The sequence below is a fragment of the Nocardioides sp. AE5 genome (assembly GCF_031844485.1).
Taxonomy (GTDB): Bacteria; Actinomycetota; Actinomycetes; order Propionibacteriales; family Nocardioidaceae; genus Nocardioides.
In genome coordinates, this window is sequence record NZ_JAUZVI010000005.1 from 215,483 (window position 1) to 237,592 (window position 22,110).

A 22,110-nucleotide genomic window follows, 5' to 3' on the forward strand; every position below is an offset into this window, starting at 1 on the left:
CTAGTCAGTGGTCTCGGAGTCCGGGGAGACGCAGGGCCCGGATGCCCACCAGTCGCCGAGCAGGTCGAGGACCTCGTCACCGAACGGGTTCACGCCACGCCCCTGGGCCAGCGCCTGGCCGGCGAGCACGTGCAGGCACTTGACCCGCGTCGGCATGCCGCCGGCGGAGATGCCGTCAATCTCCTCCACGTGGCCGATCGCCTCTCGGGCCTCGAGATAGGCACGGTGGGCGGCGGCGTACTGCTCGGCGAGGCCGGGCTCGGTCGCGAGCCGGTCCTGCATCTGCTTCATCATGCCCTCGCCCTCGAGGCGCCCGATCCGCGACGCCGCGCGGGGGCAGGTGAGGTAGAAGGTGGTCGGGAATGGCGTGCCGTTCTCCAGGCGCGGTTCGGTGGTGACCACGTCGGGGTTGCCGCACGGGCAGCGGTGGCCGATCGCGTGGATGGAGCGGGGCTCGCGGCCCAGCTGGTCGCGGATCGCGGCGACGTCGTCCGGGGCGATCCCGCCGGGCTGCCCGGTCCCGGCGGCGCTCTGCTCTGTGCTCACTCGGAGTCGTCTCCCTCGATCATCTCCGCCGGAGCATCCTTCTCGGCCAGTTCGGGGTTGCCGGCTAGTTCGAGCGAGCCCCACATGGTGTCCCACCAGGCATCGGGGACGTCGATCGGGGTGGTGTCGGCGTCCGGCAGTTCGTTGGTGGACTCCAGTGCCTTGCCGTTCTCGTCGAGCACGACGTACGTCGTCTCCCCCGGCATCACGTAGCCGAGCCGCAGCCGGGCCTGGGCCTCGATGAAGGCCTCGTCGGACCAGCGCTTCTTCTCCCGCTCCAGGGCGTCGATCTCCACCTCGGTCCGGGCGATCTGGGCGCGCAGGTCCGAGGCGTGGTCCTGCTGCTGCAGGTAGGCGCGCATGCTGGAGGCATAGGAAACGGCCAGCACCACGACCACCAGGATCAGGATCGCGGCCCGCCCGGTGAGGCGGGGCTTGGGCCTGCCCGGCCGAGGGGCTGCTGCCTGTGGGCGTCGGGATGGCGCGCCGGCCGTGCCCGAGCGCGGCCGCCCGCCACCACGGGGGGATGGCCCCCGGGTGCCGCGGGGGCCGGTGCCCCGGCTCGGTCGACGCTCCGACATCAGTCTCGCTCAGCCCTGCCGGTAGCGCGGGAAGGCGGACGCGCCTGCATAGCGGGCGGCCTCGGCGAGCTCGTCCTCGATGCGCAGGAGCTGGTTGTACTTCGCGACGCGCTCGGATCGGGCCGGCGCACCGGTCTTGATCTGGCCGCAGTTCGTGGCGACGGCGAGGTCGGCGATGGTGGTGTCCTCGGTCTCGCCCGAACGGTGGCTCATCATGTTCCGGAACCCGGCCCGGTGGGCCAGGTCGACGGCGTCGAGCGTCTCGGTCAGCGAGCCGATCTGGTTGACCTTGACCAGCATCGCGTTGCCCTGGCCACCGTCGATGCCGCGCTGGAGCCGCTCGACGTTGGTCACGAAGAGGTCGTCGCCGACCAGCTGGGTCTTGGTGCCGAGCTCGTCGGTGATCGTCTTCCAGCCGTCCCAGTCCTCCTCGTTGAGGGGGTCCTCGATCGAGACGATCGGGTAGTTCGCGACCAGGTCGGCGTAGTAGGCCGTCATCTCGGCCGCGGACTTCTGCGCGCCCTCGAAGGTGTAGGCGCCGTCGGCGTGGAACTCCGAGGCGGCCACGTCGAGCGCCAGCGCGATGTCCTTGCCGAGCTCGTAGCCCGCGACCCCGATCGCCTCGGCGATCAGGTCGAGCGCGGCCCGGTTGGAGTCGAGGTTCGGCGCGAAGCCGCCCTCGTCACCCAGGCCGGTGGCCAGGCCCTTCTTCTTCAGCACCGACTTGAGTGCGTGGTAGACCTCGGTGCCCTGGCGCAGCGCCTCGCGGAAGGTGGGCGCGCCGATCGGGGCGATCATGAACTCCTGGATGTCGACGTTGGAGTCCGCGTGGGAGCCGCCGTTGAGGATGTTCATCATCGGGACCGGCAGCAGGTGGGCGTTGGGGCCACCGACGTAGCGGTAGAGCGGCAACTGGGCCGAGTCGGCAGCGGCGCGCGCCACGGCCAGGGAGACGCCGAGGATGGCGTTGGCGCCGAGGTTGGCCTTGTTGGGGGTGCCGTCCAGGTCGAGCATCACCTGGTCGACCAGGCGCTGGTCGTCGGCTTCCAGGCCCTCGATCGCGGGCGCGATCGTGTCGACGACGGCACCGACTGCCTTCTCCACTCCCTTGCCGAGGTAGCGCTCGTCGCCGTCGCGGAGCTCGACGGCCTCGAAGGCGCCAGTGGAGGCGCCGCTGGGGACGGCGGCACGGGAGAAGACCCCGTCATCGAGCTGGATCTCGACCTCGACGGTCGGGTTGCCCCGGGAGTCGAGGATTTCGCGGGCGCCGACGGCAGCGATGGAAGCCACTTGGGAATGCTCCTGAAGGGTCGTGGAATCGAGCGCCACCAGCCTAGCCGTGCCAGGGCGCTCCGGGCGGCAGGACCCGGGCGTGGTGGACACACGAACGCTCACTGGTTGTGTCGCGAACGCTCAATCATTGATGTCCGAAAGCTCACTCGTTGCGCTGCTTGGGAGCCTGTGAGCGTCATACTCCGCAGTCTGCCGAGGGATCCTTGACCGCAGCCGAGGCGCATGGTCGACTCCTCGCGACAGCCGAAATGCGCGAGGAGTCAGGAGCCTGCCGGTGCAGCAGGGCAGAGGGAGGCCTTGGTCATTCATGAACCGCTCCACCACAGAGCCCGCGACCGCGCCCTTCGCCTTGACGGAGGCCGCTGCGGACGTCGGGATCACCTGCCATTGGTTCACGTTCGAGGTCGGCTTCGAACCGGAGGACGACCCACCGCAACGGGAATGGCTGCGGCGAGTCAGCCTGCTGCAGGTCGCCTACGTTGCTGAGCCAGCTCTGCGCAGGAGGGCTGGCTTTCCGGACCACCACCGGCATACCTCAGCAATGCTGGAGCAGATCAGCGCCGAGGCCGACCCGCTGCTTCGCACCGGTCTGGCGCCGGTGGACTATGAGTTGGACGGAGCCCGGGCCGGCGGCCTGGCCGTGACGTATCGCGGGTCCGGGTTCCTCTTCCCCCAGTTGCCGCTGACGAGCGGGTCCGCCTTCGTCTGTTGGCGCCCAGCCGGGACGGTCGGTCCCGGTTGGCCGCCCCGGGTGGTGAGCGTCGCGGTCAGGCACCCGGCCGACCCGGCATAGCTGCGCCCGGGACGGTGCGTCGCGGCGTACGACGGGTGGGCTCGGCCCCGGGACCGTCAGCGACCCACCGACGTCAACCATTGAGCTTTCGGGCATCAACGAGTGAGCGTTCGTGGGTCAGAGGAGGCGACGTACGGCGCCACGCAGCGCCTGCTCCGGGTCCACCCCGGCCGTCCGGGCCCGGGCCACCACGGCCAGGAGTTGATCGCCGATCTCGTCGCTCTCATCCGGGATCGGGGCCGCGCCGTTCTCCCGCTCGAGGCGGTCGAGCACCTTGTCGGCCAGCAGCAGCGCCGGAAGGGTCGGCGGGATCCCGTCCAGGACCGACGTACGCCGTTTCTCGGCTGCCTTGGCCGCCTGCCAGATCTCGTTGATCAGCTCAGGATCAGACGGCGCGGCACCCTGGCCGGCAGCACGGTCACCGAAGACGTGCGGGTTGCGACGGATCATCTTGGCGGCCAGGTCGGCGACGACGTCGTCGATGGTGAAGTCGCCGGATTCGCGGGCGATCTCGGCGTGGAAGTAGACCTGCAACAACAGGTCACCAAGCTCCTCGCGCAGGTGCTCCGGATCCCCGGAGTCGATCGCCTCCAGCGTCTCGTGCGTCTCCTCGAGCAGGAAGCGGGCCAGCGAGGTGTGGGTCTGCGCCGCCTTCCACGCGCACTCGGCGCGCATCCGGGCCATCAGCGCGATGAAACCGACCAGCGGCTCACCGGTGGCCTCAGGCAGGGATGAGCCCATCGCTCAGGCCGAGCACTTCTGGCTGTCCGGCAGGGAGTCCAGATAGGCGTGGAACTTCTCCGGGTCCTGGTTGTCGTTGCGCAGCAGCGCCGGGGTGCTGACCGCCACCGAGAGGTCGGCTGCCTGGATGCTGCCGGGGATCTGGACCGCCATGAACCGGGGGTCGACGACGACCTCCTGCTCCTCGGCCCACTCCGCGTACTCGGCTCCCCCGAGTTGCTGGACGGTGCCGATGTAGCCGGTCCGCTCGACCAGTTCCAGGTAGACCTCCCGGGCAGCGGGCGGCACCTGCTCGAGGCTCTGGCGCGCGTTCTCCTCGTTCGCAGCCAGCATCTGGCGCAGCGTCGGGTCGGACTGGCGGCCCTGCTCGGCGACGTACGCGCGGGCCAGTTCTTCGTCGATAAGCAGTTGCAGGTAACTGATCCGCAGCGACCCCATCGGGATGGCCTCCTGGACCTCGCCCGTGGCGACCGCGTAGTCGCACAGGTCGGGCGCCCGCTCGTCCACCTCGGCAATGGAGAACTCGGTCTCCCCCACGGTGGCGGCCACGCCGGGGCGCACCTGGCCCTCGTCCTGGCTGGCACATCCGGCGAAGGTGAGCAGGGCCGCGGCCGCCAGCGCGGTGGCCGTCATGGCGCGACGGTGGATCGACACGTTCGTTCTCCTGGTGCTCCGGGGACGTCCACCCCATTCAAGCAGGCAGGGTGATCCGGCTCACTCCCGGGCCGCGACCGGCGCCTTGTCCAGCACCGCGTCGACGACGTTGCGTGCCCAGGTGAGCAGTTCCTCGTCGCGCAAGTGGCCGCCGGGCACGTTCGGTCGCGGCACCAGGACCGTCTTCGTGGCCGCCTTGTAGAGGCTCTTGGGATAGATCATCGGCAGCCGCACCTGGGCCGAGTCGGGCAGCGTCACCGGGGCGAAGCGGACGTTCTTGCCGGCCAGGGTCACCTCGGTGATCCCGGCCCGGCGCAACCGCACACGCAGGCTGGCCACCTCGAGCAGCGCCGCCACCGGACGGGGCGGATTGCCGTAGCGGTCCAGCATCTCCTCGCGGATCTGGGCCACGTCGTCGTCGCTGCGCACCTCGGAGAGGCGCTTGTACATCTCCAGGCGCAGCCGCTCGGATCCGATGTAGTCGTGCGGCAGGTGCGCCTCGACCGGCAACTCGATGCGGACCTCGTCCAGTTCCGGTTCCGCATCCCCGCGGAACTCGGTCACCGCCTCGCCGACCAGGCGGACGTAGAGGTCGAAGCCGACATCGGCAATGTGCCCGGACTGTTCCCCGCCGAGCAGGTTGCCGGCGCCGCGGATCTCCAGGTCCTTCATCGCGATCGCCATGCCGCCGCCCAGGTCGGAGTGCTGGGCCAGGGTGGCCAGCCGCTCGTGGGCGGTCTCGGTCAGCGGCTTCTCGGTCGGATAGAGGAAGTAGGCATAGGCCCGCTCGCGGGAGCGGCCGACCCGGCCACGCAACTGGTGCAGCTGGGAGAGTCCAAGGGTGTCCGAGCGCTCGATGATCATCGTGTTCGCGTTGGAGACGTCCAGGCCGGACTCGACCAGGGTGGTGCAGACCAGCACGTCGAACTTCTTCTCCCAGAAGTCCAGCATCACCTGCTCCAGTTGGCGCTCGTTCATCTGCCCGTGCGCGACCGCGACCCTGGCCTCGGGCACCAGTTCGGTCAGCTTCCGTGCCGCCTTCTCGATCGAGGCGACCCGGTTGTGGATGTAGAAGACCTGTCCCTCGCGGAGCAGTTCGCGCCGGATCGCGGCGATCACCTGGCGGTCCTCGTAGCCGCCGACATAGGTCAGCACCGGGTGCCGCTCCTCGGGCGGAGTGGCGATGGTGGACATCTCCCGGATCCCGGTGATCGCCATCTCCAGGGTCCGTGGGATCGGGGTGGCCGACATGGAGAGCACGTCCACGGAGGTGCGCAACTGCTTCATCCGCTCCTTGTGCTCGACCCCGAAGCGCTGCTCCTCGTCGACGATGATCAGGCCCAGGTCCTTGAAGCGGACGTCGGCGTTGAAGAGCCGGTGGGTGCCAATCACGATGTCGATGCTGCCGTCGGCCAGGCCCTCGAGAACCTCGGCCGCCTCCTTGTCGGTCTGGAACCGGGAGAGCGGCTTGAGGGTGACCGGGAAGCCGCTCATCCGCTCCTCGAAGGTGGACAGGTGCTGGGTCACCAGCAGCGTGGTGGGCACCAGTACGGCGACCTGCTTGCCGTCCTGGACCGCCTTGAACGCCGCTCGGACCGCGATCTCGGTCTTGCCGTAGCCGACGTCACCACAGACCAGGCGGTCCATCGGGACGTGCTTCATCATGTCGGACTTGACCTCGTCGACCGTGCTGAGCTGGTCGGCCGTCTCGGTGAAGGGGAAGGCATCTTCGAGTTCGCGCTGCCAGGGCGTGTCCGGCCCGAACGCGTGGCCCTGGGTGGCCTGGCGGGCGGCGTACAACTTGATCAGCTCGGCCGCGATCTGGCGCACCGCCTTGCGCGCCTTGCCCTTCCGCTTCGCCCAGTCCGCGCCGCCGAGGCGGTCCAGGCTCGGCGCCTCGCCGCCGACGTACCGGGTGACCTGGTCGAGCGCATCCGCGGGGACGTAGAGCCGGTCCGGCGGCGCACCGCGCTTGGAGGCGCCGTACTCGAGGACCAGGTATTCGCGCGTCGCCCCCTGCACCTCGCGCTGCTTCATCTCCACATAGCGGCCCACGCCGTGCTGCTCGTGGACCACGTAGTCGCCGGACTTCAACTCCAGCGGGTCGATCTGCTTCTTGCGCCGGGCCGGCATCTTGCGCATGTCGCGCGTCGACGACTTCTGGCCCGAGATGTCCTCCCCGGTCAGGACGGCGAACCCCTCCCCGACCAGGCCCTGGATCAGCTGGGCGTGGAGCACGTCGACCAGGCCCTGCTTCGGCTCGTCGCCGGTCGGGGAGACCAGCCGCGCGGCGACGTCGTTCTCGCCGAGCACCTCGACCGTACGCCGGGCCGGTCCGATCCCCTCGCGGACCACGAAGACCTGCTTGCCGGCCCCCAGCCACGCCTGGACGTCCTGCACCGCCCGGGCCACGTCCCCGCGGTAGGCCTCGGCTGGGTTGACCTCGACCACCCGGGTCTCCGGCGCGTCCTCGTCGGTCTCGGGGGCGAGGGCTGCGGTCTCCTGGTCGAGCCCGAACGGGCTGATCGACCACCAGGCCAGGCCAATGCCGATGCCGTGCTGGCGCACTTCACCCAGGCTCCGGTACGACGCGGCGCCGAGGTCGATCGGCGCCTCACCGCCGGAGGCCGCGGCCGCCCACGAGGCGCCGAGGAACTCCTCGCTGGTGGCAACCAGGTCGTGCGCACGGGCGCGGACCCGCTCCGGGTCGATGACCAGGACGGTGGTGTCACGCGGCATCAGGTCGACCAGGAGTTCCATCTCGTCGACCAGGGCCGGGGTCAACGACTCCATCCCCTCCACCGCGATGCCCTCGGCGATCTGGCTGGTCATCTCGCGCAGTTGCGGGTGCGCCTCGCCCAGGGCTGCCGCGCGACGGCGTACCTCGTCGGTGAGCAGCAGTTCGCGGCACGGTGGCGCCCAGAGCCGCTCGACCTTGTCCAGGGTGCGCTGGTCGGCGACGGAGAAGGAGCGGATCTCCTCCACGTCGTCGCCCCAGAACTCCACGCGCAGCGGGTGCTCCTCGGTGGGCGGGAAGACGTCCACGATGCCGCCGCGGACGGCGTACTCCCCGCGCTTCTCGACCAGGTCGACCCGGGTGTACGCCGCATCCGAGAGGCCCCGGGCGATCTCGTCGATCTCCACGGTGTCGCCGGGGCGCAGGGAGACCGGGGCCAGGTCGCCCAGTCCCTTCACCTGTGGCTGCAGCACGCTGCGCACGGGCGCCACGACGACCTTCAGCTCGCCCTCCTCGGGATGGACGATCTGGCGCAGCACCGCCAGCCGCCGCCCGACGGTGTCACTGCGCGGACTGAGCCGCTCGTGGGGCAGCGTCTCCCAACTCGGGAAGAAGCCGATCGTGGCGGGGTCGACAAGCTGGTCCAGGGAGGCGGACAGGTCCTCGGCCTCGCGCTGGGTGGCGGTGACCACCAGGACGGTGCGGCCCTTGCCGACCAGGCCGGCGACCACGAAGGGGCGCAGGCCTGCCGGGCCGGTCAGGTCGAGGGCATGGAGCGTGCCGGCGTCGTCGAGGGCACTGGAGAGGGTGGGGTTGGCGAGGACGACATCTGCCAGGCCTTGCAAGCGCACGGGGAACCTTCCGACAACACGACAGCCCCCGATCAGGAATGAGGCGGGGGTGGACCAGTCGAGTCTACGCGCGGCGCCAGCGGGGTCCCGCAGCGATCCCTGGGGTCAGTCGGCGCTGGCCGACGGGTCGCCGACCCGTCCGAGGAAGAGCGGCGTGTTGTGCTCCAGGTCGTGGATCACGAAGCGGAACGGCCGGTCCGCGACGACCACTTCCGGCTGGGGCGGCGCAGCGGTGGCACCGGCCACGACGGCTGTGGCGGCAGCCGCCTCGGTGCCCTCCTCGTCGACGGCGATGAACGCCTCCTGCAGCACGTCGGTGATCTGCAGGTCGTTCTCACCCCCGGTCATCGGTGACAGGTCGGCCGCGGAGGTGAAGGCGGTCTCCATGCCCAGTGCCTGGAGCACCGTGGTCAGCGGCGAGGTGCTGCGGAACGTCCAGCGGGGCATGGTCAACTCGACCAGCTGCGGCTCCAGGCTGCCCAGCACGTCGGCGAACTGGCCACGACCGATCGCCTCGTCCAGCTCCTCCTCTCGACCCCGATCCGGGACGGCCAGGGTCATCGCCAGCCCGTTGCCGGCGTAGCGGACCTGCACCACCTGCCAGCCGTCGCCGCTGGCGAACCCTGCGCCGCGCAGCTCGTCGCGCATCATCGGCACCTGGACCGTCGATCCGTCGGCCAGGTGGAAGTCGCCGGTCTCGGTGGCGGACGCGGAGAACGGGTGCTCCCAGGGCGCCTTGAGATAGAGCGCATTGACCAGCACCATCCGGGTGAGGTCGTTGATCGCGTCGGGGCCGACGATCTCGGGGATCCGGTCCCTGGTCCGCTCGGCCGTCCAGGCGTTGATCGCCTCGATCGCCTGCTGCGGGTTGCTGGTGAAGTCGACGGCGTTCATCCCGGCGCCGTACTCCTCGGCGAGCAGGTCGAGGAAGGCGTCGGCCCACTCCATGGCCCGCTCCCCGAAGAGTGCATTGGCCGGCGCCAGTTCCACCTCTGCCTCGCTGCCGTCGCCACGCTTCACGCTCCCGGCCAGGGACTCCAGGTGGTGGGTCAGCGCGTTCAGCCCACCGTGGAAGCGATCCGGGTCGTCGGTGCCAAGCACACCGGCGATCTCGTCGCGGGTCTGCCCTGCGGTCCCGGCCAGGGTCATCCCCAGCGCCATCGCCGCCGAGTACGGCGAGAACGCGACGTTGGGTGCGTCGGCGACGACCAGGTGCTGGTCGAGGCCGGCGGCGAAGTGGTGCAGTGCGGCTACCGCGTCGGGCACCGCAGCCGGGTCGCCGTCGGTGCGCTCGCGGGTGGAGGAGACCAGTTCGATTCCCTCACCCGCATTGCTCCGGCGGCTCGGTGCGGGATCGCTGCCACAGGCCTGCAGCGTCGAGGCGGCACCGCCGGCCAGGGCAGTGAACAGGGCAAGGCGCAGGGCATCTCGTCGCGTCAGCATGATGATGTGACGCTGTCACGCGGCTTCCGGTTCCGCAACAGTCACGGAGATGCGGAACGGGTGGATTCCTTGTCACCTGGTGACGAGGAATCCACCCGTTCTCCGCACGCGGGTCAGCGGGCGACGATCACCGACGAGCCGTGTCCGAAGAGGCCCTGGTTGGCGGTGATGCCGACCCGGGCGCCCTCGACCTGGCGGCCCTCGGCCTGGCCACGGAGTTGCCAGGTGAGTTCGCAGACCTGGGCCAGTGCCTGGGCAGGGACGGCCTCACCGAAGCAGGCCAGGCCGCCGGAGGGGTTGACCGGGATCCGGCCGCCGATGGTGGTCTCGCCGGCCCGGAGCAGCGCCTCGGCCTCGCCGCGCTTGGCCAGTCCGAGGTCCTCGATCCAGTCCAGTTCGAGCGCCGTGGACAGGTCGTAGACCTCCGCCACGTCCACGTCGTCGGGGCCGATGCCTGCTTCCTCATAGGCGGCGTCGGCGAGTGACTCCTTGAAGGTCCGCTCCGGCTTGCCGGTGACGTTGCTGGATTCGGTGGAGAAGTACGGCATGTCCAGCACGGTCTGCGGGAACGTCGGGGTGATCGTGGAGATCGCCTTGATCCGCACGGGATCGGCCAGGCCGTGCCTGGCGGCGTACTCCTCGGAGACCAGGACCACTGCGGCGCCGCCGTCGGAGGTGGCGCAGATGTCGAGCAGGTGCAGCGGGTCCGAGACGACCGCGGAGTTGACCACGTCGGCGACGCTGACCTCCTTGCGATAGCGCGCATAGGGGTTGTTCAGGCCGTGCCGGGCGTTCTTCACCTTGACCGCGGCAAAGTCCTCGCTGGTGGCGCCGTAGAGGTCCATCCGGCGCCGGGCATAGAGCGCGAAGTAGCCGGGGTTGGTCATCCCCATCAGCCGGAAACGCAGCCAGTCCGGGTCGTTCCAGCGCTCGCCGGCGTTCGGCGCCAGGAACCCCTTGGGGGTGGTGTCGGCGCCGACCACCAGGGCCACCTCGGCCTGGCCGGCCAGGATCCGCGAGCGCGCCGTGTCCAGCGCCTGGGAACCGGTCGCGCAGGCAGCGTACGACGTGGCGATGCGGGCGCCGTTCCAGCCCAGCGCCTGGGCGAACGTGGAGCCGGCGACATAGCCGGCGTACCCGTTGCGGACGGTCTCGCCACCGACCACCAGGTCGACGTCACGCCAGTCCACGCCGGCGTCACCCAGGGCAGCACGGGCCGCGGCGACGCCGTACTTCACGAACGAGTGGCCCCACTTGCCCCACGGGTGCATGCCGACCCCGGCGACGACGACGTCGGTGTTCTTCGCGTTCATGCCTGCTCCGCTTCGCTCGACTCGGTCGGCAACGGCCCACTCTGGCCGCCTCGGTCGCTCGCTCGTTCCTCGCTCGGCTCGGTCGGCAGCCACTTCCACATGGTCTTGTCGCCGTCCTCGTCGCTCCAGGCCCGCTCCACGACGAGCGTGACCGGCGAGCCGACCTTGATGTCGGCGACGCTGTATCCGGCCGCCAACTGGCCCAGGATGACCAGGCCCTCGGGGACCTCGACCGCGGCCAGGGTGAACGGCTCGTAGGGGTCGGAGGCGGGGATGTACGGCGCGGGCGGCTGGTACTGCGCGTCCGTGTAGGACCAGACCGTCCCGGTGCGGCCCAGTTCGCGCTGGGCGAACGACTCACTCGAGCACGCCGGGTTCTTGCAGAATTCTTGCTCGGCCGGGAATGCGACATTGCCGCACTCGGTGCATTCGCTGCCCAGCAGCGCCGGCTCCGGACCGGTGGTGAACCAGCCCTCGATCGCAGGTGTCGTCATCGCTCCGCCTGTTCGTGGAAATAGAACAGGTTTCATGATGCCAGTCCCGGTCCTGCGGTGGTGCCTCCTCTCGCCCAGCGGGAATCAGCCCGCACTCGGTTGGGCCAGTTCGGCCTCCGAGCGCAGGATGCAGAACTCGTTGCCCTCCGGGTCGGCGAGCACCACCCAGCCGCTCCCGGGACCATGGATCCCGCGCAGGTCCGCGACCTGGGTGGCGCCCAGGGCCAGCACCCGCTCGATCTCCTCGTCGCGCGTGCCTGACTGGGGGCACAGGTCGAAGTGGATCCGGTTCTTCACCTGCTTCGCCTCGGGCACCTCCAGGAAGAGGACCCGGTGACCGGTCTCGGGGTGCTCGATCATGCACTCCTCGTGGCCGGGCTCGTTCGGGTCGTCGGGCAGGTCGCGATAGCCGAGGAGGTCGCGCCACCACGCCGACAGCTCATAGGCGTTGTGACAGTCGATCGAGGTGTGCGAGATGAAACAGGTCATGGGCCCAGTCTTCGCACCGTCGGGCCCACGGAGCAAGTGGTTTGCCCGATCAGTCGGTGCCGTGCTCCTTGACGAACGCGACGATCGCCTCGGCCAGTTCCGGGCGGCAGACGATCAGGTCCGGGAGCGACACGTCGTCCTTGTTGTAGACCAGGTCGGTGCCATCGACGCGGGAGCAGAAGAGGCCGGCGGCACGGGCCACGGCGACGGGCGCCGCGTTGTCCCACTCGTACTGCCCGCCAGCGTGCACGTAGGCGTCGGCGACGTTGCGGACCACCGACATCACCTTCACGCCGGCGGAACCCATCGGGACCAGTTCCGCGTCGAGTTCGGCGGCCAGCGCCTCGACGAAGGCCGGGGGGCGGGATCGGGAGACGGCGATCCGGGGACGGGGCGACGTACGCGGCGGGACCACGCGGGGCGGGATGGTCGCGAACGTCTCCCCCAGTGCGGGCTGGGCCACGGCGCCGACGGTCAACTCGCCGCGCTCCCACAAGGCCACGTGCACGGCCCAGTCGTCGCGGGGCGGCTCGGAGAACTCACGGGTGCCATCGAGCGGGTCGATGATCCAGACCCGGTCGGCCTGGAGCCTGGCCTTGTCGTCGATCGCCTCCTCGGAGAGGACCGCGTCGCCTGGCCGGTGCTCGGCCAGCAGCCGGGCGATCAGGTCCTGGGCGGCGGCGTCGCCGGCGTCCTTGAGCGCCTTGCCCTCCAGCCCCTCGGCGCGCACCTCGAGCAGGCGAGCACCCGCGGCCTCGGCCAGCCAGATCGCGAACAGGTGGTCATCGGCAGGGGCTGCACTCGTCTCACTCACACCGGCAACCCTAGTGGCCATTGCCGCGGGCGATGCGGCCGTATCCCACGGCGTACGTCGTAGGCCTGCGCGCCGGTCAGGAGTTGAAGCGGGACTGGGTCCTGGCCAGGCCCTGTTCGATCAGCATCTCGATCGCGTCCGCCGCGTCGTCGACCTGGAAGGGGAGTTCCTTCTTCTCGGTGGTCGAATAGTTGGAGAGCACGAAGTCGGCGACCGGCTGCCGGCCGGGCGGGCGGCCGATGCCGGCCCGGACCCGGTAGAAGTCGCCGGTGCCCAGCGAGTTGCGCATCGAGCGGAGGCCGTTGTGCCCGTTGTCCCCGCCGCCGAGCTTGAGCCGCAGGGTGCCGAAGTCGATGTCGAGCTCGTCATGGATCGCGATGATCCGCTCCGCCGGTACGCCGTAGAACTTCGCGACCGTGGAGACCGGTCCGCCGGACTCGTTCATGTAGCTGCGCGCCTTCATCAGTACGACGCGTGGGCCCGGCGTGCCGGGAGGCGCCAGGCGTCCCTCGACCACGTCGGCCCGGCCGGACTTGTGGGCCTTGAACCCCGCCCCCATCCGCGATGCCAGTTCGTCGACGACGAAGTGGCCGATGTTGTGTCGGTGCCCGGCATAGGAAGGGCCGGGATTCCCCAGCCCGACCACGAGCCACACGTCCTGTGGTTCGGTCATGGCAGAAGTATCCCGGCCCTTCCCCGTGAAGCGTGCGAGGGCCCGACCCAGCCAGGTCGAGTCCTCGGTGGTCACTCTGCTGAGTCGCTCTCGGCGGCCTCCGCGTCGCCCTCGGCCTCGTCCTTCTCGATGCCGGCCTCGGCCTCGGCCTCCTCCAGCTCGGCGTCGAGCTCCTCGGCGGTCGGGGCCTCGGTGATGTTGACGATGAGGAGCTCCTCCTCGTCGAGCAGCGTGGTGCCCTCGGGCAGCTCGACCTGGCTGGCCAGGATCTGGGTGCCGGCCTCCAGGCCCTCGATGGAGACCTCGAACGACTCGGGGATGTTGGTGGCCTCGGCCTCGACGCGCAGGGTGGCGTTCTCGGTGACGACCAGGGCGTCGCGGACCGCCTCACCGGTGAGGAGCACGGGCACCTCGACGGTGACCTTCTCGCCCTTGCGGACGATGACGAAGTCGATGTGCTCCAGGACGCGGCGGATCGGGTCGACCTGGATGTCCTTGGTCAGCGCGAGCTCGGTCGTGCCGTCGATGTCCAGGTGCAGCAGCGCGTTGGCGCCACCCTTGCGCAGGGCCATCATCGTGGTGTGGCCGGGCAGGCTGACGTGGACCGGGTCGTTGCCGTGGCCGTAGAGGACCGCGGGGATCTTGCCCTCGCGGCGGGCCCGGCGGGCAGCGCCCTTGCCGAACTCGGTGCGGAGCTCGGCGGTGATCTTCTCGGCAGACATGTTCATTCTCCTGGTGCGTGTTTCGGGTGGAAGTGGTGCAAATCCGTGGCTGCCACTGGCGGGAACGAAGAACGCCGCGCCGTCCGGATCGGAGGCGCGGCGCAGTCCAGCACACCAGCCCTGTCGATCACGGAGACCTGCGCTGTGCGGGCTCCCTCGCCGAGGCAACTTGTCGATCTTAGGCGAAACCGGTCCCCCGACACCAATCCTGCCCACGAACGCTCACTCGTTGTGTCGCGAACGCTCAATCGTCGACGTGCGAAAGCTCACTCGTTGCTGCCGGGCGGTCCTGCTCAGGCGTGGCCGTCGAACATGGAGGTCACGGACCCATCCTCGAAGACCGCGCGGATCGCGCTGCCCAGCAGCGGGGCGATGGAGAGGATCGTCAACTTGTCGAAGCGCTGCTCCTCGGTGAGCGGCAGCGTATTGGTGACGATCACCTCGGTGGCCGAGCAGTTCTTCAGGCGGTCGACGGCCGGGCCGGAGAGGATGGGGTGGGTGGCAGCGATGATCACGCCGGCGGCGCCGTCCTCCATCAGGGCTTCGGCGGCCTTCACGATGGTGCCGCCGGTGTCGATGATGTCGTCGGTGAGCACGCAGACCCGACCCTTGACGTCGCCGACGACGCGGTTGGCGACGGTCTCGTTGGGCCGGTCGGTGCGGCGGGTCTTGTGGATGAACGCCAGCGGTACGCCGCCGAGGCGGGCAGACCAGCGCTCGGCGACCTTGATCCGGCCGGCGTCCGGGGAGACCACGGCGAGCGGCTGGTCGCCGTACTTCTCCTTGACGTAGTCGGCCAGGATCGGCAGCGCCATCAGGTGGTCGACGGGCCCGTCGAAGAAGCCCTGGAGCTGGTCGGCGTGCAGGTCGACGGTGATCAACCGGTCGGCGCCAGCGGTCTTGAACAGGTCGGCGACCAGGCGGGCCGAGATCGGCTCGCGGCCGCGGTGCTTCTTGTCCTGGCGCGAGTAGCCATAGAACGGCATGACGACGGTGATCCGCTTGGCGGAGGCGCGCTTGAGCGCGTCGACCATGATCAGGTGCTCCATGATCCATTCGTTTATCGGAGCGGTGTGACTCTGCAGCACGAAGGCGTCGCAGCCGCGCACGGACTCCTCGTAGCGCACGTAGATCTCGGAGTTGGCGAACTCGTACGCCGAGGTGGGGACCAGGCCGGTGCCGAGCTGGTCGGCGACCTCCGTGGCCAGTTCGGGGTGTGCCCGGCCGCTGAAGACCATCAGGTTCTTCTCGGTCGCCTTCTTCATTCCGCTCACGCCGCGAACTCCTCCATGTCTACTGACCGCGATGCCGGACCACTTTCACGGCCCGAGCACGATTCTGCACCCCGGACCCTGACATCGCTCACTCCGGTGCCCCGTCGTGAGACGCATCACCCGGCAGCGCCGTCCGTCGTACTCCCGTCGTTGCCGGCACCTTCGGCCCCCTCACCGGAGGCGGCGGCAGCGCGCTTGCGCTCGGCCCACCCCTCCAGGATCCGCTGCGGGCCGCTGGAGACGGCGAGCGCGCCGTCGGGTACGTCGTTGCGCACCGTGGTGCCGCCGCCGGTCATGGCGTCGTCGCCAACCTGGACCGGGGCGATGAAGGTGTTGTTGGAGCCGGTCTTGGTCCGGCTGCCGATCCGGGTGCGGTGCTTGTTGGTGCCGTCGTAGTTGGCAAAGATCGTGCCGGCGCCGATGTTGGTCTCCTCGCCGATCTCCGCGTCCCCGACATAGGACAGGTGCGGGACCTTGGAGCCGTTGCCGATCTGGGCGTTCTTGGTCTCCACGAACGCACCGATCTTGCCGCGCGATCCGAGGTTGGTGCCGGGGCGCAGGTAGGAGAAGGGCCCGACGGTCGCCTCGTCGCCGACCACGGCCAGTTCGCCGTGCGAGCGGATCACACGGGCACCGCGCCCGATCTCGCAGTCCTTGAGGGTGGTGTCCGGGCCGATCACGGCGTCCTCGCCGACCACGCACGAACCGAGCAACTGCACCCCGGGCAGGATGGTCACGTCGCGCTCGAGCACCACGTCGGCATCGATCCAGGTGGTCTCGGGGTCCATCACGGTGACCCCGTCCTTCATCCACTGGGTGACCACGCGCCGGTTGAGTTCGCGCCCGAGCGCGGCGAGTTGGGCGCGGTCGTTGGCGCCCTCGGTCTGGCTGACGTCGTCGATGGCGTGGGCGCCGACCGTCAGGCCGGCGTCGCGGGCGATCCCGACGGTGTCGGTGAGGTAGTACTCCGCGTTCGCATTGTTGTTGCTGATCTTGCCCAGCGCATCGGCCAGGAACTCGGCGTCGAAGGCGAGGATCCCGGAGTTGATCTCGCCGATCTCGCGCTCGAGCGGGGTGGCGTCCTTCTCCTCGACGATCGCCTCGACGTCGCCCTCGCGGTTGCGCACGATGCGGCCGTAGCCGTGCGGGTTCGCGACGATGCCGGAGAGGATGCTGACCGCGCGCTCGGCGGCCTCGTGCTCCTCGGCGAAGGCACGCAGGCTCTCCCCGCGCAGCAAGGGGGTGTCACCGGTGACCACAACGACGGTGCCGTGCAGCGGCGTGCCGACGCTGTCGAGGGCGACCCGGACCGCGTGCCCGGTGCCGTCCTGGGTCTCCTGGACGGCGAGGATCGCCTCGGGCAGGTGCTGCTGGATGTGCGGGCCGACCTGCTCGCGCTGGGTGCCGACGACGGCGATCACGCGCTCGGGCTCCATCGCCTTCACCGCGTTGAGGACGTGGCCGATCATGGACCGTCCGCCGACCTCGTGGAGCACCTTCATCGTCTTGGACTTCATCCGGGTGCCGCCGCCCGCGGCGAGGACGACGACAGTGAGATTGCTCGGCATGACACTCCTTGACTGGGCCCGGCACTGGGTCCCCACTCCCCCGTGGTGGACCGGACCAAGATAACGCCCCCGGGTGAGATCGCCACTGCGGCCACCCGCCCGGGCCCGTCGTCCGCCCGGGCCGCGAGGGAGCGGCTCAGCCGGAGTGGCGGGGTGCCGCCGGTGCACTCCCGGGTGCGGCGAAGCTGCGCAGTTGCGGCCGCGCGTACGCCGCCCGCAACCGCTCGTAGCGATAACGGTTGTGGGCCATCGGCTCCAGCAACGCCCAGGCCGGCAGCCACCGTCGTACGGCGCGCAGCATCGCGGTGTAGGCGCGGAACTCGAGGGCCCGCACGCGACTCTCACGTACGCCGAGCAGTTCGCGCATCCTCGGGTGCGCCGTCTCCTCCGCGCAGACCCGGGCAGGCCGGCTCAGCACGGGCGTGGCCAGCCGCCAGGCCGGCGTGATCAGCAGGTGCAGCCAGCGCGGCCCGACCAGGGTCGGCACCGGCAATGAGCCGAACTCACGGTTGGCCCACTGCAGGAACTCATTGTCGGCCAGGTCGGTGGTCGCAACCTCCTCGTAGTAGGCCTCCATCTCGGCGACCGTGCGGGGCACCCGGGCCTGCTCACTGTTGAGGTCGTAGTCACTCATCGCCAGGATCGTGCGATAGACGACCTCGCGCTGTTCATCGTCGAGGTTGCTGCCATAGGTGGCGACGTAGCCCTTGTAGAAGATGAGCATGCTGGTGGTGCCGACCCACTTCCAGATCGCCGGCTTCAGGGCGCTGTAGCGCTCGCCCTCGAAGTGCCCCTTGCCGCGTCCCTTCACCTGGCCATGCAGGTCCTTGAGCCGTTGCGCCGAGGAACGGCGATCCGTCTCGTCACCGAAGAGCATCAGCGGTCCCCACAGATAGCTGCGGATGCCGCGGTTGGTGAAGTTCTCCCGGAAGCGTCCGGTGGCGTCCACTGCGACTGCGACCTCGCGATAGGCGATCTGGTCGAGGGCCAGGCGGCCGAAGAGCCCGAAGGCGACCGGCATGCCGACCCACCAGCGTACGTCGGCAGCGAGTTCGTGATGGGGCTGCGAGGGGTGCCAGGGCGGGACGTCATCGCCGGATGGCTGAGGCGCCTGCACCCGGGGGACGGGCTCGGTGCTGGTCCGGTCAACGGGGCCTGCGGCGGTGTGCGTCATGCCATTCCTCTCGGGGCCATCCATCCATGAGTCAACGTCCGTTGACAGATGGACTGTGACATCTGCGAACGCATGTGTCAAGATGCTCGGCATGACCACGGGAGCCCGACGCTATGGCGGCGCGAGCGCGGAGGAACGCGTTGCCGAACGGCGTACGAAGTTGCTCGAGGCCGGCCTGGAACTGATGGGCACCCGCGGCCTGGCCGGCACCACGGTGCGCGGCGTCGCCGAAGAGGCCGGGCTGGCGGCGCGCTACTTCTACGAGAGCTTCCCCACCGTCGAGCAACTCCAGATCGCGGTCTTCGACCAGATCGCCGAGGAGTCGCTGCACCGCGCCCTGGGCGCCCTCGCGGACGCCGGGAACGACAAGGTCGCCCGCACCCGGGCGGTGCTGACCGAGATGGTCGACCTGATGCTCACCGATGCGCGCAAGGGGCGCGTCGTACTCCTGGAGTCCCTGGCCTCCCCCGTCCTTGGCGCCCGGGCAATGGCCGAGAGCCGGCGCTTCGCGCACCTGCTTGCCGCCACCGCGGCCAGTGGCGACCCGGCGGCCGATTCCACCCAGGTCCCCGCGCGGGTACGGATCGTCGCGCAGTTCCTGATCGGCGGTGTCGCGCACACCCTGGGCGCCGTCCTGCAGGGCGAGGTCGAGGCCGAGCGCGACGAGATCGTCGCGGCCCTGGTCGAACTCTTCCTCACCGTGGATGCAGGCACACTGCATCGGGAAAGCCGGCTCCCCGGGTAGGAGTCGAACCTACGTCGCTAATCCTGATTCAAAGTCAGGCGGGCCCTGCCGGCAGACCAACCGGGGAACGACGCGCGAACGCGTCACACACGAGTCTAGGCAATCACGGCCGGCTCCGGCTCACCGGGAGCCGCCAGGTGGGCCTCACTCCAGCGAAATCCCGGGACAGTCAAGACCTGCATACTGATCCAGCCCATCGACCGCGACCGAACCCGAATCAGTGCCGGCCCCACGGAGCGCACCGGCCCCGGACCACTGCACCCGTTGCTCCTGCCAGGCATAGGTGTCCCCGCCCGACTCCTGGGTGGCAGTGGTGATTCCCAGCGCTGGCATGCCGTCGACCTCGGTGCAGCGCAGCCCGCTGACCTGGCCAACCGTCCCACCGATCGGGAAGGTGAGTTCGGCCGAGTCATCGGCGATCGTGAGGCGACCCAGGGAACAGGGGTCATCGGGCCAGGCGTGCAAGCCCCACAGCGCGATGTTCTCGCCCGAGGCCCCGGCCGATTCGACGACCAACGCCGCCCACTTCCCGTCCCCGACCGGGATCGTCCCCAACGGCCTCACGTCGGCCATTGCGCTGGCCTCGCTCAACTCACCCTCCACGACCTTGCCCGAGGAAGTCACCACCCGGAGATGGTGGATCACTTCGTCGTCACCGAGGGTGAGTCGCCACGTGGTCAACTGATCGTCACGCCCGTCGCCGTCCAGGTCACCGACGGCGGTCCGGGGCAGTTCTGCCCCATTGGGAATCTCCGACGGCGGGTCATCGGGGGTTGGCATGCAGCCGGAACCGGTCGCCACATCGGCGGTCGGCGCTGGCATCGACCCCGGAGACCCGGGCGACGACCCGTGGGTGGGCAGTGCCGGTTCACTCGCTGCCGTCACCGGGGCAGCGCTAGGTTCGGAATCCCCATCGCAGGCAACGAGCAGCCCAGCGGCCAGGACGACACTCGCGATCTGAACGGCCTTCATCCAAGCTCCTGTCCGCAGGACGCGATCGGTGGTCCCGCGTGAGACGAGCCTCGATCATGGGACATTCCGTCGCTCCCCGCAAGGGCGAACGATGCGCACCACCACGAGGCCGACACATCTGCGCGCCAACTGTGGGCGATGGGCGTCGGGCACGCACCACCGCGAGCAGGAGGGTCCGGCGCGATTCCCGTCCCTCCAGCCGTACGCCGTGGCGACAGACCTGAGACGATCGGCTCATGGATCTCCCCGTGATGCCGCCCGTGCGCCCGATGCTCGCCAAGCCGGTCAAGGCACCGATCACCAAGGCGGCCGCCGGCGGCCACGGCGACCTGCTCTTCGAACCGAAGTGGGACGGCTTCCGCTGCCTGCTCTTCAAGGACGGTGACGAGGTCGAGCTCACCTCGCGCAACACCAAGCCGCTGACCCGCTACTTCCCCGAGGTCGTCGAGGCCGCCCGCGCGCAACTCCCCGACCGATGCGTGCTGGACGGCGAACTCTTCGTCGCGCAGACCCGCCCGGGCGCCCTGCCCCGCCTGGAGTTCGAGGTGCTCCAGGAGCGCATCCACCCGGCCGCCTCGCGGATCACCCGACTCGCCGAGGAGACCCCCGCCGGGTACGTCGCGTTCGACCTGCTGGCGCTGGGCGATACGGCGTACGTCGATCGGCCCTTCGCCGAGCGCCGTGCCGCGCTCGAGGAGGCACTGGCCGACCTGGCCGGCCCCTGCTACCTCACCCGCACCACCACCGACCCGGTCGAGGCCGAGCGCTGGTTCTCCGAGTTCGAGGGTGCCGGCCTGGACGGGGTGATCGGCAAGCCGCTGGCCGCGCCGTACGCCGAGAACGTCCGCACCATGCTGAAGTTCAAGCACGCCCGCACCGCCGACGTCGTGGTCGCCGGCTATCGCGAACACAAGACCTCCACCCCCGAGGAGCCATTGCTCGGCTCCCTGCTGCTCGGCCTGTACGCCGACGGCGAACTGCAGCACATCGGCGTCGCGGCCTCCTTCACCGCGGCCCGCCGGGCCGAACTGATCGCCGAACTGCAGCCGCTCGTCTGCGACATCGCCGACCACCCCTGGGGCCGGTGGCAGGAGTTCCTCACCGCCAACCCCGACCGGGTCCCCGGCACCCAGTCCCGATGGAGCGCCGGCAAGGACCTCTCGTTCACGCCGTTGCGTCCCGAGCGGGTGGTCGAGGTCGGCTATGACCACATGGAGGGGCGCCGGTTCCGCCACACCGCACAGTTCAAGCGGTGGCGGCCCGACCGCGACCCGGCCTCGTGCGGCTATGACCAGTTGGAGGAGCCGGCCGGCCACGACCTGAGTAGGATCCTTGGGACAACCCCGGGAGGTAGTCATGACTGATCGCATCGATGACGGGATCGGCACCTACGACGTCGTCCTGCTCGTGGAGCACGCCGTGTCGGAGCAGGACGCGGCCCAGGCAGTGGCCCTGCACAACGAGATCGCCGACCAGGTCGTCTACCACGTCCTGGTCCCGGTCGAGGACGCTGCGGCACGGATCGAGTCGGCGATGGGAGCCCTGGCCACCGGCGAGGTGATGACTTCCCCCGCGCTGGCGATGAGCGAGGAAGACCTGGCTGAGGTCCGTCGCGAGTGCCTCGAACAGTCCCAGGCCGACCTGGACCTGACCCTGGAGCGCTATCGCGCGGCCGGGGTCCAGGCCGAGGGCCAGGTGGTCCACGGGCCGCCGATCGACGCCCTGGCCGAGGTGGTCAAGGCAGTGGATGCCCGCGAGGCCATCATCGTCACCCGTCCCCACGTGGTCGCCGAGTTCTTCCACGTCGACTGGACCTCGCAGGCCCGGCGCAAGCTCGGCGTCCCGGTGCTGCACCTGCTCGAGCACGAGGAATCCGACACGCCCTGACCGGCCCGGCGACGCATTCGATCCGGCCGCAAGGCACTACCGTGGGAAGGACCGCTGACCGGCGGTCGACCTGAGGAGGGAACCATGTTCAACGTCATCGGCCTCATCTGCTTCGGACTCTTCGTCGGAGTGGTCGCACGCCTGATCAAGCCCGGACGCCAGAACCTGACCGTCGTGATGACCCTGGTGCTCGGCGTCGCCGGCGCACTGATCGGCGGGCTCGTCGCCAGCTGGCTGGGCACCGGCGACATCTGGGAGCTCAACATCCTTGGCTCCATCGTCGCCATCATCGCCGCCATCCTGCTGATCGGCGTCTTCGAGGGCGCGGGCAGCAAGAAGGGCTGAC

The 22,110-nt window shown here is 69.8% G+C and carries 22 protein-coding genes and 1 tRNA gene; 5 read left to right on the forward strand and 18 right to left on the reverse strand.

Going from position 1 to position 22,110, the window contains the following annotated elements; translation table 11 throughout:
• From Q9R27_RS10020 to eno, 3 genes are all read right to left on the reverse strand, one after another.
• Complete coding sequence (locus Q9R27_RS10020) at positions 1–546, reverse strand: DUF501 domain-containing protein (RefSeq protein WP_397219667.1); 546 nt, start codon at positions 544–546, stop codon at positions 1–3.
• On the reverse strand, positions 543–944 hold the full coding sequence (locus Q9R27_RS10025; protein ID WP_311252236.1) for a septum formation initiator family protein: 402 nt from the start codon (positions 942–944) through the stop codon (positions 543–545). The genes Q9R27_RS10020 and Q9R27_RS10025 overlap by 4 nt, the downstream gene beginning before the upstream one ends.
• Before the next feature lie 192 nt (positions 945–1,136).
• Complete coding sequence (gene eno, locus Q9R27_RS10030) at positions 1,137–2,417, reverse strand: phosphopyruvate hydratase (protein WP_311252237.1); 1,281 nt, start codon at positions 2,415–2,417, stop codon at positions 1,137–1,139.
• Positions 2,418–2,727: 310 nt separating this feature from the next.
• Here eno and Q9R27_RS10035 point away from each other — a divergent pair, with 310 nt between their 5' ends.
• Positions 2,728–3,213 (forward strand): hypothetical protein, encoded by a 486-nt coding sequence (locus tag Q9R27_RS10035; RefSeq protein WP_311252238.1) that lies wholly within the window; start codon positions 2,728–2,730, stop codon positions 3,211–3,213.
• A 117-nt stretch (positions 3,214–3,330) separates the two neighbouring features.
• On the opposite strand, the gene Q9R27_RS10040 is transcribed toward Q9R27_RS10035, so the two are convergent.
• From Q9R27_RS10040 to Q9R27_RS10100, 13 genes are all read right to left on the reverse strand, one after another.
• Positions 3,331–3,954: a MazG family protein gene (locus Q9R27_RS10040; protein ID WP_311252239.1), complete on the reverse strand. Its 624-nt coding sequence runs from the start codon at positions 3,952–3,954 to the stop codon at positions 3,331–3,333.
• Between the two features lie 3 nt (positions 3,955–3,957).
• Positions 3,958–4,608 carry a hypothetical protein gene (locus Q9R27_RS10045; RefSeq protein ID WP_311252240.1) on the reverse strand — a complete coding sequence of 217 codons (651 nt, stop codon included), beginning with the start codon at positions 4,606–4,608 and terminating at the stop codon, positions 3,958–3,960.
• 60 nt (positions 4,609–4,668) lie between these two features.
• Complete coding sequence (mfd, locus tag Q9R27_RS10050; protein WP_311252241.1) at positions 4,669–8,196, reverse strand: transcription-repair coupling factor; 3,528 nt, start codon at positions 8,194–8,196, stop codon at positions 4,669–4,671.
• 105 nt (positions 8,197–8,301) lie between these two features.
• Complete coding sequence (locus tag Q9R27_RS10055) at positions 8,302–9,639, reverse strand: serpin family protein (RefSeq protein ID WP_311252242.1); 1,338 nt, start codon at positions 9,637–9,639, stop codon at positions 8,302–8,304.
• A gap of 113 nt (positions 9,640–9,752) precedes the next feature.
• Positions 9,753–10,952 (reverse strand): lipid-transfer protein, encoded by a 1,200-nt coding sequence (locus Q9R27_RS10060; protein ID WP_311252243.1) that lies wholly within the window; start codon positions 10,950–10,952, stop codon positions 9,753–9,755.
• Entirely contained in the window at positions 10,949–11,446 is a 498-nt protein-coding gene (locus tag Q9R27_RS10065; RefSeq protein ID WP_311252244.1) for an OB-fold domain-containing protein, read from the reverse strand. The genes Q9R27_RS10060 and Q9R27_RS10065 overlap by 4 nt, the downstream gene beginning before the upstream one ends.
• A gap of 84 nt (positions 11,447–11,530) precedes the next feature.
• Positions 11,531–11,935 (reverse strand): VOC family protein, encoded by a 405-nt coding sequence (locus Q9R27_RS10070; RefSeq protein ID WP_311252245.1) that lies wholly within the window; start codon positions 11,933–11,935, stop codon positions 11,531–11,533.
• Positions 11,936–11,984: 49 nt separating this feature from the next.
• Entirely contained in the window at positions 11,985–12,749 is a 765-nt protein-coding gene (locus Q9R27_RS10075; protein WP_311252246.1) for a 3'(2'),5'-bisphosphate nucleotidase CysQ, read from the reverse strand.
• A 76-nt stretch (positions 12,750–12,825) separates the two neighbouring features.
• Positions 12,826–13,422, reverse strand: a complete 597-nt coding sequence (pth, locus tag Q9R27_RS10080; RefSeq protein WP_311252247.1) for an aminoacyl-tRNA hydrolase — start codon at positions 13,420–13,422, stop codon at positions 12,826–12,828.
• A 71-nt stretch (positions 13,423–13,493) separates the two neighbouring features.
• Complete coding sequence (locus Q9R27_RS10085; protein ID WP_311252248.1) at positions 13,494–14,144, reverse strand: 50S ribosomal protein L25/general stress protein Ctc; 651 nt, start codon at positions 14,142–14,144, stop codon at positions 13,494–13,496.
• Between the two features lie 293 nt (positions 14,145–14,437).
• Positions 14,438–15,409 (reverse strand): ribose-phosphate diphosphokinase, encoded by a 972-nt coding sequence (locus Q9R27_RS10090; protein ID WP_311252268.1) that lies wholly within the window; start codon positions 15,407–15,409, stop codon positions 14,438–14,440.
• A 125-nt stretch (positions 15,410–15,534) separates the two neighbouring features.
• Positions 15,535–16,986: a bifunctional UDP-N-acetylglucosamine diphosphorylase/glucosamine-1-phosphate N-acetyltransferase GlmU gene (glmU, locus tag Q9R27_RS10095; protein WP_311252249.1), complete on the reverse strand. Its 1,452-nt coding sequence runs from the start codon at positions 16,984–16,986 to the stop codon at positions 15,535–15,537.
• Positions 16,987–17,122: 136 nt separating this feature from the next.
• Positions 17,123–18,160 (reverse strand): oxygenase MpaB family protein, encoded by a 1,038-nt coding sequence (locus Q9R27_RS10100; protein ID WP_311252250.1) that lies wholly within the window; start codon positions 18,158–18,160, stop codon positions 17,123–17,125.
• A 91-nt stretch (positions 18,161–18,251) separates the two neighbouring features.
• Between Q9R27_RS10100 and Q9R27_RS10105 the strand changes: the two genes are divergently transcribed.
• Positions 18,252–18,905 carry a TetR/AcrR family transcriptional regulator gene (locus Q9R27_RS10105; RefSeq protein ID WP_311252251.1) on the forward strand — a complete coding sequence of 218 codons (654 nt, stop codon included), beginning with the start codon at positions 18,252–18,254 and terminating at the stop codon, positions 18,903–18,905.
• Here Q9R27_RS10105 and Q9R27_RS10110 read toward each other — a convergent pair.
• Together Q9R27_RS10110 and Q9R27_RS10115 are read right to left on the reverse strand one after the other, a co-directional pair.
• Positions 18,894–18,972 (reverse strand) — tRNA-Gln (locus Q9R27_RS10110). The genes Q9R27_RS10105 and Q9R27_RS10110 overlap by 12 nt on opposite strands.
• 77 nt (positions 18,973–19,049) lie before the next feature.
• Entirely contained in the window at positions 19,050–19,685 is a 636-nt protein-coding gene (locus Q9R27_RS10115) for a hypothetical protein (protein ID WP_311252252.1), read from the reverse strand.
• A 428-nt stretch (positions 19,686–20,113) separates the two neighbouring features.
• On the opposite strand from Q9R27_RS10115, the gene Q9R27_RS10120 reads away from it, so the two are divergent.
• From Q9R27_RS10120 to Q9R27_RS10130, 3 genes are all read left to right on the forward strand, one after another.
• Positions 20,114–21,241 carry an ATP-dependent DNA ligase gene (locus Q9R27_RS10120; RefSeq protein WP_311252253.1) on the forward strand — a complete coding sequence of 376 codons (1,128 nt, stop codon included), beginning with the start codon at positions 20,114–20,116 and terminating at the stop codon, positions 21,239–21,241.
• Positions 21,234–21,764, forward strand: a complete 531-nt coding sequence (locus Q9R27_RS10125; RefSeq protein WP_311252254.1) for a hypothetical protein — start codon at positions 21,234–21,236, stop codon at positions 21,762–21,764. The genes Q9R27_RS10120 and Q9R27_RS10125 overlap by 8 nt, the downstream gene beginning before the upstream one ends.
• Before the next feature lie 84 nt (positions 21,765–21,848).
• Positions 21,849–22,109: a hypothetical protein gene (locus Q9R27_RS10130; RefSeq protein ID WP_311252255.1), complete on the forward strand. Its 261-nt coding sequence runs from the start codon at positions 21,849–21,851 to the stop codon at positions 22,107–22,109.
• Position 22,110: the final 1 nt, after the last annotated feature.

Bases quoted from the DNA above. Each gene is read 5' to 3' on its own strand.
- Q9R27_RS10035 (WP_311252238.1), top strand. From the start codon at position 2,728: ATGAACCGCTCCACCACAGAGCCCGCGACCGCGCCCTTCGCCTTGACG.
- Q9R27_RS10040 (WP_311252239.1), bottom strand. From the start codon at position 3,954: ATGGGCTCATCCCTGCCTGAGGCCACCGGTGAGCCGCTGGTCGGTTTC.
- Q9R27_RS10055 (WP_311252242.1), bottom strand. From the start codon at position 9,639: ATGCTGACGCGACGAGATGCCCTGCGCCTTGCCCTGTTCACTGCCCTG.
- Q9R27_RS10060 (WP_311252243.1), bottom strand. From the start codon at position 10,952: ATGAACGCGAAGAACACCGACGTCGTCGTCGCCGGGGTCGGCATGCAC.
- Q9R27_RS10065 (WP_311252244.1), bottom strand. From the start codon at position 11,446: ATGACGACACCTGCGATCGAGGGCTGGTTCACCACCGGTCCGGAGCCG.
- Q9R27_RS10070 (WP_311252245.1), bottom strand. From the start codon at position 11,935: ATGACCTGTTTCATCTCGCACACCTCGATCGACTGTCACAACGCCTAT.
- pth (WP_311252247.1), bottom strand. From the start codon at position 13,422: ATGACCGAACCACAGGACGTGTGGCTCGTGGTCGGGCTGGGGAATCCC.
- Q9R27_RS10085 (WP_311252248.1), bottom strand. From the start codon at position 14,144: ATGTCTGCCGAGAAGATCACCGCCGAGCTCCGCACCGAGTTCGGCAAG.
- Q9R27_RS10090 (WP_311252268.1), bottom strand. From the start codon at position 15,409: ATGAAGAAGGCGACCGAGAAGAACCTGATGGTCTTCAGCGGCCGGGCA.
- glmU (WP_311252249.1), bottom strand. From the start codon at position 16,986: ATGCCGAGCAATCTCACTGTCGTCGTCCTCGCCGCGGGCGGCGGCACC.
- Q9R27_RS10100 (WP_311252250.1), bottom strand. From the start codon at position 18,160: ATGACGCACACCGCCGCAGGCCCCGTTGACCGGACCAGCACCGAGCCC.
- Q9R27_RS10105 (WP_311252251.1), top strand. From the start codon at position 18,252: ATGACCACGGGAGCCCGACGCTATGGCGGCGCGAGCGCGGAGGAACGC.
- Q9R27_RS10115 (WP_311252252.1), bottom strand. From the start codon at position 19,685: ATGCCAACCCCCGATGACCCGCCGTCGGAGATTCCCAATGGGGCAGAA.
- Q9R27_RS10120 (WP_311252253.1), top strand. From the start codon at position 20,114: ATGGATCTCCCCGTGATGCCGCCCGTGCGCCCGATGCTCGCCAAGCCG.
- Q9R27_RS10125 (WP_311252254.1), top strand. From the start codon at position 21,234: ATGACTGATCGCATCGATGACGGGATCGGCACCTACGACGTCGTCCTG.
- Q9R27_RS10130 (WP_311252255.1), top strand. From the start codon at position 21,849: ATGTTCAACGTCATCGGCCTCATCTGCTTCGGACTCTTCGTCGGAGTG.